The organism is Mesorhizobium sp. XAP4, assembly GCF_029269325.1.
Taxonomy (GTDB): Bacteria; Pseudomonadota; Alphaproteobacteria; order Rhizobiales; family Rhizobiaceae; genus Mesorhizobium; species Mesorhizobium ciceri.
Genome location: NZ_JARIXW010000002.1, coordinates 695,968 through 710,594, shown reverse-complemented (window position 1 = coordinate 710,594; position 14,627 = coordinate 695,968). Strand labels below are relative to the sequence as shown.

General features: G+C 63.7%; 14 protein-coding genes. 8 read left to right on the top strand and 6 right to left on the bottom strand.

The window, feature by feature from the left end; all coding sequences use genetic code 11:
- Positions 1-4: 4 nt before the first annotated feature.
- The 4 genes from P3C39_RS12365 to speB all read right to left on the bottom strand — a co-directional run bounded on the left by P3C39_RS12365 (position 5) and on the right by speB (position 3,262).
- On the bottom strand, positions 5-652 hold the full coding sequence (locus P3C39_RS12365) for an amino acid ABC transporter permease (RefSeq protein ID WP_024502056.1): 648 nt from the start codon (positions 650-652) through the stop codon (positions 5-7).
- Positions 649-1,305: an amino acid ABC transporter permease gene (locus tag P3C39_RS12360; protein WP_024502057.1), complete on the bottom strand. Its 657-nt coding sequence runs from the start codon at positions 1,303-1,305 to the stop codon at positions 649-651. Before P3C39_RS12360 ends, P3C39_RS12365 begins: the two co-directional genes overlap by 4 nt.
- A 6-nt stretch (positions 1,306-1,311) precedes the next feature.
- A complete protein-coding gene (locus P3C39_RS12355) occupies positions 1,312-2,118 on the bottom strand; it encodes a transporter substrate-binding domain-containing protein (protein ID WP_013528437.1) in 807 nt (268 codons plus the stop codon).
- Positions 2,119-2,200: 82 nt separating this feature from the next.
- Positions 2,201-3,262 (bottom strand): agmatinase, encoded by a 1,062-nt coding sequence (gene speB, locus P3C39_RS12350; RefSeq protein ID WP_127370311.1) that lies wholly within the window; start codon positions 3,260-3,262, stop codon positions 2,201-2,203.
- Between the two features lie 206 nt (positions 3,263-3,468).
- Between speB and gcvA the strand changes: the two genes are divergently transcribed.
- The 8 genes from gcvA to P3C39_RS12310 all read left to right on the top strand — a co-directional run bounded on the left by gcvA (position 3,469) and on the right by P3C39_RS12310 (position 12,471).
- Positions 3,469-4,443, top strand: coding sequence for a transcriptional regulator GcvA (gene gcvA, locus P3C39_RS12345; protein WP_275953264.1), 975 nt, complete (start codon positions 3,469-3,471; stop codon positions 4,441-4,443).
- A gap of 136 nt (positions 4,444-4,579) precedes the next feature.
- Positions 4,580-5,884 carry a nicotinate phosphoribosyltransferase gene (pncB, locus tag P3C39_RS12340; RefSeq protein ID WP_027161087.1) on the top strand — a complete coding sequence of 435 codons (1,305 nt, stop codon included), beginning with the start codon at positions 4,580-4,582 and terminating at the stop codon, positions 5,882-5,884.
- 300 nt (positions 5,885-6,184) lie between these two features.
- Entirely contained in the window at positions 6,185-7,567 is a 1,383-nt protein-coding gene (locus tag P3C39_RS12335) for a hypothetical protein (protein ID WP_275953265.1), read from the top strand.
- Between the two features lie 128 nt (positions 7,568-7,695).
- The gene (locus tag P3C39_RS12330; protein WP_013528442.1) at positions 7,696-9,000 is read left to right on the top strand and encodes an ABC transporter substrate-binding protein; all 1,305 of its coding nucleotides are present in this window, start codon (positions 7,696-7,698) and stop codon (positions 8,998-9,000) included.
- A gap of 180 nt (positions 9,001-9,180) precedes the next feature.
- A complete protein-coding gene (locus P3C39_RS12325) occupies positions 9,181-10,062 on the top strand; it encodes a branched-chain amino acid ABC transporter permease (RefSeq protein WP_013528443.1) in 882 nt (293 codons plus the stop codon).
- On the top strand, positions 10,059-11,021 hold the full coding sequence (locus P3C39_RS12320) for a branched-chain amino acid ABC transporter permease (RefSeq protein WP_275953266.1): 963 nt from the start codon (positions 10,059-10,061) through the stop codon (positions 11,019-11,021). Before P3C39_RS12325 ends, P3C39_RS12320 begins: the two co-directional genes overlap by 4 nt.
- A complete protein-coding gene (locus P3C39_RS12315; protein ID WP_275953267.1) occupies positions 11,018-11,746 on the top strand; it encodes an ABC transporter ATP-binding protein in 729 nt (242 codons plus the stop codon). Before P3C39_RS12320 ends, P3C39_RS12315 begins: the two co-directional genes overlap by 4 nt.
- A complete protein-coding gene (locus tag P3C39_RS12310) occupies positions 11,743-12,471 on the top strand; it encodes an ABC transporter ATP-binding protein (RefSeq protein ID WP_275953268.1) in 729 nt (242 codons plus the stop codon). The genes P3C39_RS12315 and P3C39_RS12310 overlap by 4 nt, the downstream gene beginning before the upstream one ends.
- Here P3C39_RS12310 and P3C39_RS12305 read toward each other — a convergent pair whose 3' ends face one another.
- Both P3C39_RS12305 and pncA read right to left on the bottom strand, forming a co-directional pair.
- Positions 12,472-13,890 carry a sodium:proton antiporter gene (locus tag P3C39_RS12305; RefSeq protein WP_275953269.1) on the bottom strand — a complete coding sequence of 473 codons (1,419 nt, stop codon included), beginning with the start codon at positions 13,888-13,890 and terminating at the stop codon, positions 12,472-12,474. It abuts the gene before it with no gap.
- A 27-nt stretch (positions 13,891-13,917) separates the two neighbouring features.
- On the bottom strand, positions 13,918-14,532 hold the full coding sequence (gene pncA, locus P3C39_RS12300; RefSeq protein WP_063169737.1) for a bifunctional nicotinamidase/pyrazinamidase: 615 nt from the start codon (positions 14,530-14,532) through the stop codon (positions 13,918-13,920).
- Positions 14,533-14,627: the final 95 nt, after the last annotated feature.

Sequence of the window (14,627 nt, the reverse complement as noted above, 5' to 3'; positions counted from 1 at the left end):
CGCGTCAGCGAGCAGCCGCCTGTTTCTCGAGCCTGCGGGCGTATTGCGTCAGCGGAAAGCACATGACGAAGAAGATCAGCGCCACCAGCCCGTATACCTTGAACGGTTCGAAGGTCGCATTGTTGATGGCGTTGGAGGTCCGCACCAGCTCCTCGAAGCCGATGATCGAGGTGAGCGCCGTCGATTTGATCAGCTGCACCAGGAAGCCGACGGTGGGTGCGCGGGTGATCGAAAACGCCTGCGGCAGGATGATCAGCCTGAGTTCCTGCAGATAGTGCAGGCCGAGGCTGGCACCGGCGTCCCATTGACCGAGGGGTAGCGCCGCGACGCCGGAGCGCCAGATTTCGGCGAGATAGGCGCTGGCGAAGAAGGTGAGGCCGAGCGCCGCCGCCGTCCAGGGTTCGATGCGCAGACCAAGCATCGGCAGGCCGAAGAACATCAGGAACAGCTGCATCAAGAGCGGCGTCCCCTGGAACAGGGCGATGTAGCCGGAGGCGACACGCCGGCTCCATTTGTTCTCAGCGATCCTGAAGAACAGCACGATCATGCCGACGATACCGCCGCCGATAAAGGCGGCCAGCGATAGCAGCACCGTCCAGCGGGCGGCGAGCAGTAGGTTGCGCACGATGTCCCAGAAGGTGAACTCGATCATGACACACCGGCTCCGAGCGCGCGGCGCCCGCCTGACACCAGCAGCCGGCGCAAGGCCATCGACAGAGCGAGATAGACCAGCGTCACGACGAAATAGGTCTCGAAGGAGCGGAAGGTGCGTGCCTGCAGCATGTCGGCCTCGTAGGTCAGCTCACGCACGGCGATCTGCGACACGACGGCGGACTCCAGCATCATGATGACGATCTGGCTGGTGAGCGCGGGGTAGATGATCTTGAGCGCCTGCGGCAGCACGATCTTGACGAACACCTGGCGTGGCCGCAGCCCAAGGGCCAGCGCTGCTTCCGTCTGCCCGCCGGGCACGGCGTCAAGCCCGGCGCCGACGATCTCGATGGTGTAGGCCGCCATGTTGAGCGTCATCGCCAGCATGGCGGCCAGGAGCGGGTCGAGCCGGACGCCCAGGCTGGGCAGCCCGAAGAAGATGAAGAACAACTGCACCAGGAACGGCGTGTTGCGCATCACCTCGACATAGCAGGCGATTGCCCGCTTGAGCAGCACCGGGCCGTTTCGCCGCCCCGCGGCACCCAGGATGCTGAGCAGCGTTCCGGCCAGCGTGGTCACGGCGATCAGCAGGATCGTCGTGGCCGCGCCATGCGCGATGTCGCCCAGGGCACCCGGGAGCCAGCCAAAGGCCACGGAAACTCAATCCTTGAGATTGTCGGGATTGAGCGGCGTCTTCAGCCAGGCTTTCGAGCTTTCGTCCAGCTTGCCGTCGGCCAGCATCTTGGCGACCGCATCGTTGACGGCCTTCTTCAGGCCGTCTTCGTTCTTGTTGAGGCCGATATGCGAAGGCGAGGTCAGAAGCTGGAACTTCTGCTCCGGCTTCAGTGCGTCCTGCTTGGCCAGCACCTGCGCGCCGACGTCGTTGCCGACGACCATCAGCTGCGTCTGGCCGGAGATGAAGGCCTGGATCACCGAATTGTAGTTGTCGAAGCGCTTTATGTCGGCCGATGCCGGTGCTGCCTCGGTGAGCGAGGTGTCTTCCAGCGTGCCGCGATTGACGGCGATCGACTTGTCGGCGAGGTCTTCCTTGCCTTTGACGGCAAGCGCTGCCGGACCGATCACGGCGATGTAGTAGGGCGCGTAGGCAGCGGCGAAGTCGATGACCTGCTCGCGTTCCTTCGAATAGCCGACGCTCATCAGCAGGTCGACGCGATGATCGTTCAGATACGGGATGCGGTTCTGGCCGGTGACGGCGATGGGATTGAGCTTCACCTTGAGCGTATCGGCGATGTATTGCGCGACATCCATGTCATAGCCCTTGAGGCTCATGTCGGCGCTGGCCGAGGAGAAGGGCGGAAAGTCGGCGAAGACGCCGACATTGATGGTGCCGGCCTTGGTGATGTCCGCCAGCGCATCGGCGCTAGCGGCCTGAACTGCGAGGCCGAAACCGGCCGTGCCGAGCATCAGCACGGCGGCGATGGAGGCAAATGTCTTACGGATTGTCATTGTCATTCCCCTGTCTGGAAGCTTTGTTTGTTCGGGTCGGCCGCCGGCTCCAGCGCGGCGGCTGCCTTTGCTTTTCTAGACGTCAGGCGCCCTTGCCTGTTATCGCCGGGCTGAACACCATCAGGCTCAGTATCTCGAACAGCACCTGCGCCGCAGCGTGCGCCGTGTTGGTGGTGGCGTCGTATTGCGGCGCCACCTCGACGACGTCGCCGCCGACGATGTTGAGACCTTTGAGGCCGCGCAGGAGTTCAAGCACTTCGCGCGTCGTCAGCCCGCCGACCTCCGGCGTGCCGGTGCCCGGCGCGAAGGCCGGATCGACGCTGTCGATGTCGAAGGAGACATAGGTCGGGCCGTCGCCGACGATCTTGCGCGCCTTCTCGATGATCGCCGGAATGCCGAGGCCGGTCACCTCCTCGGCATGCACCACGGTCATGCCGGACTCGTAGGTGAACTCCCACAGATATTCGGCCGAGCCGCGGATGCCGATCTGGATCGTGCGCGTCGGGTCGAGCACGCCGTCAAGCACAGCGTTGCGGAACGGGCCGCCATGGTGGAACTTGGTCATGTCGAACAGGCCGCTGGTGTCGCAGTGGGCGTCGATATGGATCAACCCGACCGGAGCTTTCTTGCCGACGGCCTTCAGGACCGGATGGCTGATCGAATGGTCGCCGCCGATCGACAGCGGAATCACCCCGGCATCGACGATCTGGTTGGTGCGGCGCTCGATATCCTCATGGCTGGTCTCAAGCCGGTAGCGGCTGCGGAACGGCGTGTCACCAATGTCGGCGACCCTGAGCTCATGCGTCGGCGCGCATTCCAGCACGTGATTGTAGGGCCCGATGCGCTCGATGGCGCGCAACGCCCTTGGCCCGAAGCGCGAGCCCGGGCGGTTGGTGACGCCGAGATCCATCGGCACGCCGATCATCGCCACCTGCAAATCGCCGAAATCCGGATTGTCGGCCGATATTTCGCGGTAGGGCGCGGCAAGAAAGGTCGGGATGCCTGAATAGGGCGCCAGCCGCGTGCCGCTCTTGGAGAAGATCTTGTCGGCGACCTTGCGGAATTTCGGGTCGAACATCTCGCCGCCATGGCTTTCACCATATTTGCGACGCAACGCATCGAGCTTGCCGCGATCGTATCCCATGTCCGCTCCTCCTGGGCTGATGCAGTGCCGGCGCGGGTGACGCCTGCGAACCGACCATCATCCGGCCGGGCCGCTGTCCCGCTGGCTGCCTGCAGATTTCATGTCTTGATGCTGTTCTGAACTCGAGTGTCTGGCAGTGGCATTGAAAAATCAATTGATATTGTTAGGGTGTATTCTGTGAGAAAATCTCACAACAAAGTGGTACCATGACCAAGCGCCTGCCACCGCTCAATCCGCTGCGCGCCTTCGAGGCAACGGCTCGCCATGGTTCACTGACCAAGGCGGCCACTGAGCTGAACGTCACGCATGGCGCCGTCAGCCACCAGATCAAGGCGCTCGAGCAGTCGCTCAGTGTCAAGCTGTTCGAGCGGGTCGGCCAGCGGGTCAAGCTGACACCGCATGGCGCGGAGCTTCTGCCGGCGGTGTCGACCGCGTTCGACGGCATCGCCGCCGCCACCCAGCGCATGACAAGGCCGGCGAGCAGCGGCACACTTTCGGTCTCCTGCGTGCCGGCGCTACTGTTGCTGTGGATGACACCGCGGCTCGGCAGTTTCATGGCGCAATATCCCGACATAAGGCTGACGCTTATTCCGTCCAACGATCCCAAGGATTTGCGGGCGCCCAATATCGATGTCTGCGTGCATTATGGCGACGGCAGCTGGACCGATTGCTGGATGCGCAAATGGTCGGGCCTCGAACTGTTTCCCGTGGTCAGCCCGACCTTGATCAACAACCGGCCGATCCGCAGCGTCAGGGATCTCGCCGATCATGTCTTCCTGCATGGCGATGACGGCCGCGAGTGGCACACCTGGCTGGCTGCCGCCGATGCGCTGGACCTGGAGCGGGGCCGCCGCCATCACCTCGGCGATGCGCGTATGGCGACCGAGGCAGCGGTGCACGGCCATGGCGTGGCGCTGGGCGACTCGGTGACGGCAAGCGCGCTGCTGGCCAGGGGCATGCTGGTCGCGCCGTTCAGCCTGTCGGTGCCGGCGGTCGACGATTTTTATGTCGTCTGCCGCAACGAGATGCGGACGACGCCGATCGTGCAGGTGTTCGTCGACTGGCTGTTTGCCGAGAAAGCGGGGGACGACGGGCGCGCCGACGCCCCTGTGGCCGGCCGCATCGTCAGCCGCCGCAAGCGTCCGGCGCTCAGGGTGATGGGCGGCAAATCCGCAAGCTGATGCCAGGCTGCGCGCCGCCGCATGCAGGCAGCTCTTTTTGTCGGGCCAGCCTGAAAGCGGGCAGCGTTGCGGCCGATTCGATGCTATGAGGCCTGTCGCGATTGTGGATGGCAGGCAGCGAAGGCGGTGTTGAAACATGGCTAAGACCGATATTGCGCGGCGCGTCTACAACCACACCTGGAAGCTCGACCCGATCGTGCGCAGCCTGCTCGACACGGATTTCTACAAGCTTTTGATGCTGCAGATGATCTGGGGCATGTATCCCAAGGTCGACGCAACCTTCTCGCTGATCAACCGCACGACGTCGGTGCGGCTTGCCGACGAGATCGACGAGGGCGAATTGCGCGAACAACTCGACCATGCCCGCACGCTGCGCTTCTCCAAGAAGGAGATGATCTGGCTCGGCGGTAACAATTTCTACGGCCGCAAGCAGATCTTCGAGCCGGAGTTCCTCGCCTGGCTGGAAGGCTTCCGGCTGCCCGAATACGAACTGTCAAAGCGCGACGGCCAGTATGAGCTGACCTTCAGCGGGGCGTGGATGTACACCACGCTGTGGGAAATCCCGGCGCTCGCCATCATCAATGAACTCCGATCTCGCGCGGCGATGCGGGCGTTCGGGCCTTTCGCGCTCGACGTGCTCTATGCCCGCGCCAAATCCAAGATGTGGGCCAAGACCGAGCGGCTGAAGGCGCTGCCCGGCATCCGCATCTCGGACTTCGGCACGCGCCGGCGCCATTCCTTCCTATGGCAGCGCTGGTGTGTCGAGGCGTTGAAGGAAGGCATCGGCGAGGCGTTCACCGGCACCTCCAACGTGCTTTTGGCCATGGACAACGACCTCGAAGCGCTCGGCACCAACGCACATGAGCTGCCCATGGTGTTTGCCGCGCTTGCCGACTCGGAAAAAGAGCTGAGACAGTCGCCCTACAAGGTGCTGCAGGACTGGCAGCGCTACTATGGCGGCAATCTCTTGATCGTGCTGCCCGACGCCTTCGGCACAGCCTCATTCCTGCGCGATGCGCCGGACTGGGTGGCCGACTGGACGGGCTTTCGCCCCGACAGCGCGCCGCCGATCGAAGGCGGCGAAAAAATCCTGTCCTGGTGGCGCGACAAGGGCAAGGACCCCAAGCAGAAACTGCTGATCTTCTCCGACGGGCTCGAGGTCGAGACCATCGAGGAGACCTATCGCCACTTCAAGGGCAAGGTGCGTATGTCCTTCGGCTGGGGCACCAATCTGACCAATGATTTCGAAGGCTGCGCGCCGACGGAAACCAACAGCCTCGACGCCATATCGCTGGTTTGCAAGGTCACCGAGGCCAATGGCAGGCCAGCGGTCAAGCTGTCGGACAATCCGGCCAAGGCGACCGGCGATGTGAAAGAGATCGAGCGGTATCTCAGGATTTTTGGCGAGAAGGACCGCGTGGAGCAATTGGTCAAGGTGTGAGGGGTGGTGGGGCTCTTGGATAGGCCGAGTTCCTTGGCGCCCCCCTCTGTCCTGCCGGACATCTCCCCCTCAAGGGGGGAGATTGGACGTCATCTCCGCTTTCGCCAATTTTCGACGCCCAACGAAAAGCGCCGATCGAGCGAACTGCCAATCTCCCCCCTTGCGGGGGGTGAGGAGTGGTCCGCGCAGCGGACGGAAAGCCAATTGCTTGGCTTTCCGAACGACGAACGCCCGGAGCGACGGCGAAGGGCCGGGTCCGGCAGGACAGAGGGGGGCGCCGCAGGGTGCCGTCATCTATCGTTGGCTTTGTTGCTTACAGCCGCATCGCTCATATTTCCCGCCCCCGCCTGCGCACACGCCTCCGACCGGGGCCACGTCCTGCTGTTGCCGACCGGCTACTATCTGGTCGGAGGCGCCTTCGCCGTGGCCGTCAGCTTCCTCGTCCTGGCGCTGCTGCCGGCGGCTTCGCTTGACCGCTTCTGGCGCCGACGCCTGCCGCTGTTCACCTTCGGCGACAGCGCCCGCGCCGCCATCAGCCTGATATCCTTTGCCGGCTTTGCAATTCTCATCGCCGCCGGCCTTTTCGGCAGCCGCGACCCGCTTTCAAACCCGCTGCCTTTGGTGATCTGGACCCTTTTGTGGGCCGGCGTCACGCTGTTGCAAGGCCTCTTCGGCGATCTCTGGTCATGGCTGAACCCCTGGTATGGACCATGGCGTATCGCCTCGCGCCTGTTCGGGACCGGGACATGGCGCCTGCCCCGATGGGTCGGCTGCTGGCCTGCGGCCATCTTGTTCTTCGCCTTTGCCTGGTTCGAACTCATCGATCCGGCGCCCGACGATCCGGCGCGTCTGGCCGTGGCCGCCGGCCTCTACTGGCTATTCTCTTTCCTCGCCATACTGGCGTTCGGCTATCGCGGCTGGAGCCGCAGCGGCGAATTCCTGACGGTCTTCTTCTCCATGGTGGCGCGTTTCGCAATTGTGGTACGGAACGAACATGGCCGGCTTGCCCTGTGCTGGCCGGGCGCCAAGCTGCTGGCCGCGGAGCCCTTGCCGGCCAGCGGCATGGCTTTCCTGCTGCTCGCCCTGTCGTCGGTGTCCTTCGACGGCCTGTCGAAAACCTTCTTCTGGCTCGGCCTGTTCGGCATCAACCCGCTCGAAGTTCCCGGCCGCACGGCGCTGATCGGCAGCGGCACTTTCGGGCTGATCCTGACATTCGCGCTGCTGGCGGCGGTGTTCCTGCTTGCCGTCTGGCTCGGCCAACGTCTTGCCGGCAGCGACCACATTCTTAACCAGGCGGCCGGTCAGCTGGTGTGGTCGATCGTGCCGATCGCGCTTGCCTATCACATTGCGCATTATCTGACGGCGCTGCTCGTCGACGGCCAATATGCGCTTGCGGCACTTTCCGATCCGTTCGCGATGGGCTGGAACCTGTTCGGCACCGCCGATATGCAGATCGAGGCCGGCATCGTTGCGGGGGCGGACTCTGCGTGGTGGCTGTGGAATATCCAGGCCGGCGCCATCATCCTGGGCCATGTGCTCGCCGTCCTCGTCGCTCACGGCTTCGCCTGGCGCCTGCACCCACAGCCCTCCCGCGCAGCCCTCAGCCAGTTCCCGCTTACCTTGCTGATGATCGCCTACACCGTCTTCGGCCTCTGGTTGCTTGCCACGCCGACTGTCGGATGAGAAAAGGCGACCAGCATGCCTTCGGGGAAAGCCCGCTTGCCACGTCGGGGCTTTGGTGATTTAGTTTGTACACATGCGATTTTTTGCCTCGTTGCAGCCAGTCAAAACTCAAAAACAGGGGAACTGCCGTGACTGACAAGAATGGGTTTTTCGATCTCTCCAGATCCACGCTCACCCGCCGCACCGCACTGAAAGGTCTGGCCGCAGGCGCCGGCCTCGGCCTTGCCCCTGGCTTCGTCCGCTATTCCCAGGCGCAGAGTTCGGCGCCGATCAAGATCGGCTTCCAGTCGCACCGCACCGGCATCGGCGCTGCCTATGGCCGCTGGTACGAAAAGACCACGGCTGCCGCGGTCAAGGCGATCAATGCCGCCGGCGGCATCAATGGCCGTCAGGTCGAGGTGATCATCGAGGATGACGGCACCGATCCCGGCCGTGGCGCCGAGGTGGTCGGCAAGTTCGCCACCCAGCACAAGACCGACATCGTCTTCGGCACGCTGTTCTCGCATGTCGTCATCGGCTCGGCGCCCGCCGCCGGCGAAAACAAGATGCCCTATTTCGTCGTCAGCGAAGGCCATCACGTCGCCTCGACCAAGCTGAACCGCTATGTCTTCCAGCCCGGCATCACCGACGTGAAGAGCCAGATCCAGTCGATGGCTCCGTGGATCGCGGCCAACGCCGGCAAGAAGGTGACGCAGATCTTCCCGGATTTCGCCTTCGGCTACGACCACCGCGACTACCTGCCGCCGGCGCTGAAGGCGCAAGGCGGCGAGGTCATCGCGCAGATCGCCATCCCGCCGACGGAATCGTCCTTCACCAAGTATTTTCCGCAGATCCCGGCCGAGACCGAGGTGATCTACCACGTCATGGTCGGCCCGGCCGTGCTCACCTTCGTCAAGGAGCTTGGTGAGTTTTACGGCTCCAACCGGCCGCAATTGTTCGGCTTCATCGATTCGCTCGAAGCCACCGACATCAACAGCCCCGGCCTCGAATTCCTCGATGGCAGCCATTTCTGGGAAGGCTCGCCGCGCTATGCGCAGGCCGATGACTCCGAGGCGCAGAAGGCCTATCGCGCTGCTGTCGGCATCGACGACAATGGCGCCGCCGTCGGCGACCCCAAGGACGTCTCCACCGCAGCCCACATGTTCGGCTGCTGGGAAACGCTCTACGTCGTCAAGAAGGCGATGGAGGACGCCGGCTACAAGGGACCGGAAGACCGCGCCAAGCTGGTCGAGGCGACCGAGGCGCTGACCGAATTCGCCGAAGGTCCGGAACATCCGCAGGGACCGAAGACCTTCAACGGCAAGATCCACCAGTGCTTTGGCATCCAGAACATCTCCAAGATCGAAGGCGGCAAGCTCAAGGTCGTGCACAAGACCAAGATCGAGGACGGACTTTACGAGGCCGAAGGGGATTATACGACGCAGGCGCTGTGAGCTGCTCCAGCACAAGCGTGAGCGCCAGGCCGCCCCCCTCTGTCCTGCCGGACCCGGCCCTTCGCTGTCGCTCCGGGCGTTCGTCGTTCGGAAAGCCAAGCAATTGGCTTTCCGTCCGCTGCGCGGACCACTCCTCACCCCCCGCAAGGGGCGCGATTGCGCTATCGCTGGGCGTGTAGCATGCACTTCGGTCCCCACCTCCTCCTCGCCGCCCTCGAAGGCCTCGTCACCTCAGCCGTGCTGGCGCTGACCGCGCTCGGCCTGTCGCTGGTGTTCGGCGTCATGCGGGTGGTCAATGTCGCGCATGGTGAGTTCTTCATGCTGGGCGCCGTGCTCGCCTGGGCGATCACCACAGCCATTGGCGGCCATCCCGCGCTCGGCTTCCTGGCCGCACTTGTGATTGCTCCGCTGATCGTCGGCGCCATTGCGCTGGTCGCCGAACGGCTGGTGCTGCGCCGGCTCAACTACAATCCGGAAGCCACCATCGTCGCCACCATCGGCATGCTCTACATCATCCAGCAGCTGGCGCTGACCTTCTACGGTCCGGAGGCGCGGCCGGTGGAGCCGCCGTTCAGCTACCGTATCCTTTTGCCGTGGTTCGGCTACTCCGGCTACAAACTGTCTGTCATCGCCGCCTCCGCGCTGCTGCTCACCGCGACATGGCTGGTGCTGACGCGCACCAGGATCGGCCTCGTCATGCGCGCCACGCAGTATGACAGCGAGACGGCGCAGGCCTTCGGCATTCCCGTCGGCCGCGTCTATGGCGGCGTCTTCGCGCTTGGCGCCATGCTGGCGGCCATTGCCGCGGTGCTGATCGTGCCGATCAGCCAGGCGCATTATCTGATGGGGCAGGACCCGCTGTTGCTCTCCTTCATCGTCGTCATCATCGGCGGCCTCGGCTCGCTGCGCGGCACGGTCGTCGCCGCCGTGCTGATCGGTCTCTCCGACGGCATCATCTCGATGTTCTTCTCGCCGACGCTGGCCAAGATCATCGCCACGCTGCTGGTCGCCATGGTGCTGGTGTTCCGTCCGCAAGGCTTGTTCGGGACGAGGTCGCGATGAGCGAAGCTTCGCCGGTAAAAGCCTATGCCCTGCATCTCGGCGTCGTCGCGCTGCTTTTCGTGCTGAGCTTCCTTCTGCCGGAATACTATCACGGCCTGCTCGCCCGCATCATGGTGCTGGCGGTGTTCGCCATGGGCTACAACATGCTGTTCGGCTATGTCGGCCTGCTCAGCCTCGGCCATGCCATGTTCTTTGCCGCCGGGCTCTATGGCGCCGGCCTTGCCGTCATCCAGCTCGGCTGGAGCGTACCAGCGGCGTTCGCCGCCGGGCTTGCCTGTGGTGTTGTTGTGTCACTCGTGATCAGCCTGCTGGCGCTGCGCACCACTGGCGTCGCCTTCATGATCGTCACCATGATGTTCGCGCAAGTGTTCTACCTCCTCATCCTCTACTTCGCGACGTGGACCGGCGGCGACCAGGGCATGGTCGTGCCGCAGCCGGCGCGGGTGCTGAGCTTCGGCGCGACGTCGCTCGAGCTCACCAATCCGACGGTGCGCTACATGACAGCGCTGGCGCTGTTTTCCATCGTGCTGCTCGTCACATTGGCCATCGTCCGCTCCCGCTATGGCCGCGTGCTGGTCGCCATCCGCGAAAATGAGGAGCGTACGAAGATGCTCGGATACGACACGTTTTCGAACAAGCTCGCCGCCGTCGTCATCTCCGGCATCATCTGCGCGGCCTCGGGTGCCGCCTATGCGCTGCTGTTCGGCTATGTCGGATCGAGCTTCGCGTCGGTGCAATATTCGATCCTGCCGCTGCTGTGGGTGCTGCTGGGCGGTGCTGCAACAACGCTCGGGCCGCTGATCGGCACGCTGTTCATGTACTATGTCATCGATATCACCAGCGGCTACACCTCCGCCTATCTGCTGATCGTCGGCATCGCGCTGATCCTTCTGGTGCTGTTTTTCCCCAAAGGCATTCTGGGCAGCATTAGGCAGCGCTGGCTCGGGTGGCTGCCATGATGCCGCTTTTGACCACCAAGGGCCTTTCTCGCGACTTCGGCGGCCTGCGTGCCGTCGACCGTGTGGATTTCTCCTTGATGCCGGGCGAAATCCGCGCCGTGATCGGCCCCAATGGAGCGGGGAAGACCACCTTCGTCAGCCTGGTCAGCGGCCGCATCCAGCCGTCTGCCGGCATGATCGTCTTCGACGGCGCCGACATCACCAATCTGCCTGCCTATGTCAGGGTCCGCAGGGGGATCGCCTACACCTTCCAGCTCACCAGCGTCTATGCCAACCTGTCCGTCTACGCCAACGTCGCGCTGCCCGCGCAACTGACGCTGCGGCATGGCAGCCATTCCAGGAGCGCGATACAGGCCGCTGTCATGACCGCACTCGAACGCACCGGCCTGGCCGATCGCGCCCACATGCCGGCCGGGCAGTTGTCCTACGGCCATCAGCGCCTGCTGGAAGTGGCGATGGGCCTGGCGCTGAAGCCGCGCCTGCTGATCCTCGACGAGCCGACGCAAGGGCTGGCCGACAGCGAGATCGACAATTTCATCACCCTGGTGCGCGAGATCGCCAAGAACGCCACCATGCTTCTGATCGAGCACAACATGCCTGTCGTCATGCAACTGGCCGACCGCATCACCGTCTTCAATGCCGGCAAGATCCTCGCCGAAGGCACGCCCGAAGCGATCCGCGAAAATACGGCCGTACAGGAAGCCTATCTGGGGACCGCCCCATGACAAACAAGGCCGAGCCGAAGTCTCAAGCGCTCACCATCTCGAGGCTCGACTGCTTCTATGGCGAGGTCCAGGTGCTCTACGGGCTCGACCTGGTGCTGAACAAGGGGGAGGTGCTGTGCCTGTTCGGCCGCAATGGCGCCGGCAAGACGACGACGCTCAAGGCCATCATGGGACTGGTCCCCTCGAGCGCCGGCTCGATCAGGCTCGATGGCCAGGAATTGACCCGGCTGCCGGCACATGAGGTGCCGAAGGCCGGCGTCGCCTATGTGCCGCAGGGAAGGCGATTGTTCGCCGAGATGACGGTGGCGGAAAACATCGAGATCGGCCTGATGGCGCGCGGCAAGGGCAAGGCGACGCGTGAAAACGTGCTCGACCTCTTTCCATTGCTGCGCCAGCGGCTGCGGCAGCGTTCCGGCACACTGTCCGGCGGCGAACAGCAGATGCTGGCGATGGCGCGTGCACTCTGCCTCGAACCGCAGGTGCTATTGCTCGACGAGCCGACCGAAGGGCTGATGCCGTCGATGATCGCCAAGATCCGCGAGACGGTGTCGACGCTGCGTGACATGGGCGTGTCGACCATCCTGGTCGAACAACGGGTCGATGCAGTGCTTTCTGTCGCCGACCGCGTTGCCTTCGTCGAAAACGGCCGCAACCGCGAGACAGTCGATGTCCAAGAACTGCGCGCCGATCCGTCAGCGGTGCGCCGTTATGTCGGCGTGGGTTGATCAGCCGAAGAACAGAAAACCCGCTACCAAAAATGTCGGGATCAGCACCAGGCCCGACCATGCCATATAGCCGAAAAAGCCCGGCATCTTCACGCCGCGATGTCGGGCGATGGCGTAGACCATGAAGTTCGGCGCATTGCCGATATAGGTGTTGGCGCCCATGAACACCGCGCCGGCCGAGATCGCGGCAAGCGTCGAAGCGAACTCCGTCATCAGGTGCCGGGGGTCACCGCCGGCAAGCTCGAAGAACACCAGATAAGTCGGCGCATTGTCGAGGAAGGATGACAGCGCCCCGGTCAGCCAGAAATAGGCTAGATCGTTGGGCTGGCCGGAGGAAGAACTCACAAGCGACACCAGCGGCGCCAGCGCACCCTCATGGCCTGCCCTGAGGATGGCGATGACCGGCACGATGCAGATGAAGATGCCGGCAAACAATTTGGCCACCTCTGATATCGGACCCCAGTTGAAGCCATTGGCCTCGCGGTATTCCTTGCGCGAAATGACAAGTGAAACGAGGGCGAGCGCCAGGATCATGGCGTCGCGCACCAGATTCTGCAGTTCCAGGCTGACGCCGAACACGGAGAAGCTGACGCCCGGCTTCCAGGCCGCCGATAGCAGGATGGCGCCGATCACCCCCGCCAGCAGCGGAAGGTTGGCCAGGCCGCGCAGGCGCACCTTGGTATCCGGTGTCGGATCCTTGATCTTCGGCGCGCCAGCCTCGCGCCGGTGCAGGATGATGTCGATCACCAGAAAAACGCCCAGCACGACACCGCCGACGAACAGCGTCTCGCGCCAGAGGTTCGTCGTCGTCCAGAAGAAGTCGACGCCGCGCAGGAAGCCGACGAACAGCGGCGGATCGCCAAGCGGCGTCAGCGAGCCGCCGATGTTGGACACCAGGAAGATGAAGAAGATGACGACATGGGCGTTGAACGGCCTGTTATCGTTGGCGCGGATGATCGGCCGGATCAGGATCATCGAGGCACCGGTCGTGCCGATCACCGAGGCCAGCAGCGCGCCGACCAGCAGCAGGCCGGCATTCACCAGCGGCGTGCCGTGAATGTTGCCAGCAAGGAGAATGCCGCCGGAAATGGTGAACAGCGCAAACAGCAGGATGATGAACGACATGTATTCGGTGAGCAACGCATGCAGCACCGCTTCGGTCGCTGTGGAGACACCGAAGGCAACCGCCAGCGGCAGGATCACCAGAGCGCCCCAAAGGGCCGCGATCTTGCCGTAGTGATGCTCCCAGACATGAAGAAACAGCAGCGGACCAGTGGCGATCGACAACAGCAGCCCGGCAAAGGGCAGCGCCCACCACAGCGACATCGAAGCGCCGGGCAGGCCGTGTTCCTCCGCCCCGAAAGCCTGTGCCGGAAACAGCACGGCCACAACGATTGCCGCCTTCGTCGCGACCCACAAAAAGCCCCTCTTGCGCCTCACGATCCGTCAGTCCGACAAAGGGTCTTCGAGCCTCACGCCGGCGTCGCGCATGCGCTGCAGCGTGGCATGGAGCGAACCGTTGAGATCGATGCCGCGGCAGGCATCCAGCCGCACTGTGGTTTTGAAGCCCTGGCTGACGGCATCCAGCGCCGAAAAGCCGACGCAGAAATCGGTCGCCAGCCCGACCAGGGTCAGCGTGTCGATGCCGCGCTCCCGGAGGTAGCCGGCAAGGCCGGTCTGGGTCGTGCGGTCGTTCTCGAAGAAGGCCGAGTAGCTGTCGATATCAGGCCGAAATCCCTTGCGAATGACGAGCTCGGCCTTGGTCCAGGCGAGGCCGGAATGGAAATCCGAGCCCAGGCTGCCCTGGATACAGTGGTCCGGCCACAGCGTCTGCTGGCCGTACGGCATTTCGATCATGGTGAAGGGCTGCGCGCCCGGATGGCTGGAAGCAAAGCTGGAGTGACCGGCGGGATGCCAGTCCTGCGTCAGCACGACATGGTCGGTTCGCCGGATCAGGTCGTTGACCAGCGGCACGATCTCGTCGCCGCCGGCAACCGCCAGCGCGCCGCCGGGACAAAAATCGTTCTGCAGGTCGATGACGACAAGCGCTTCGTCGGCCATGGGCTTTCCTCTTCCGTATGCAGGCTCCAGTGGAAAATGCCGCTGACGCGACCGGACGCAGAAACTTGACCAGATGGCCGGCCGCGTCAACCTCT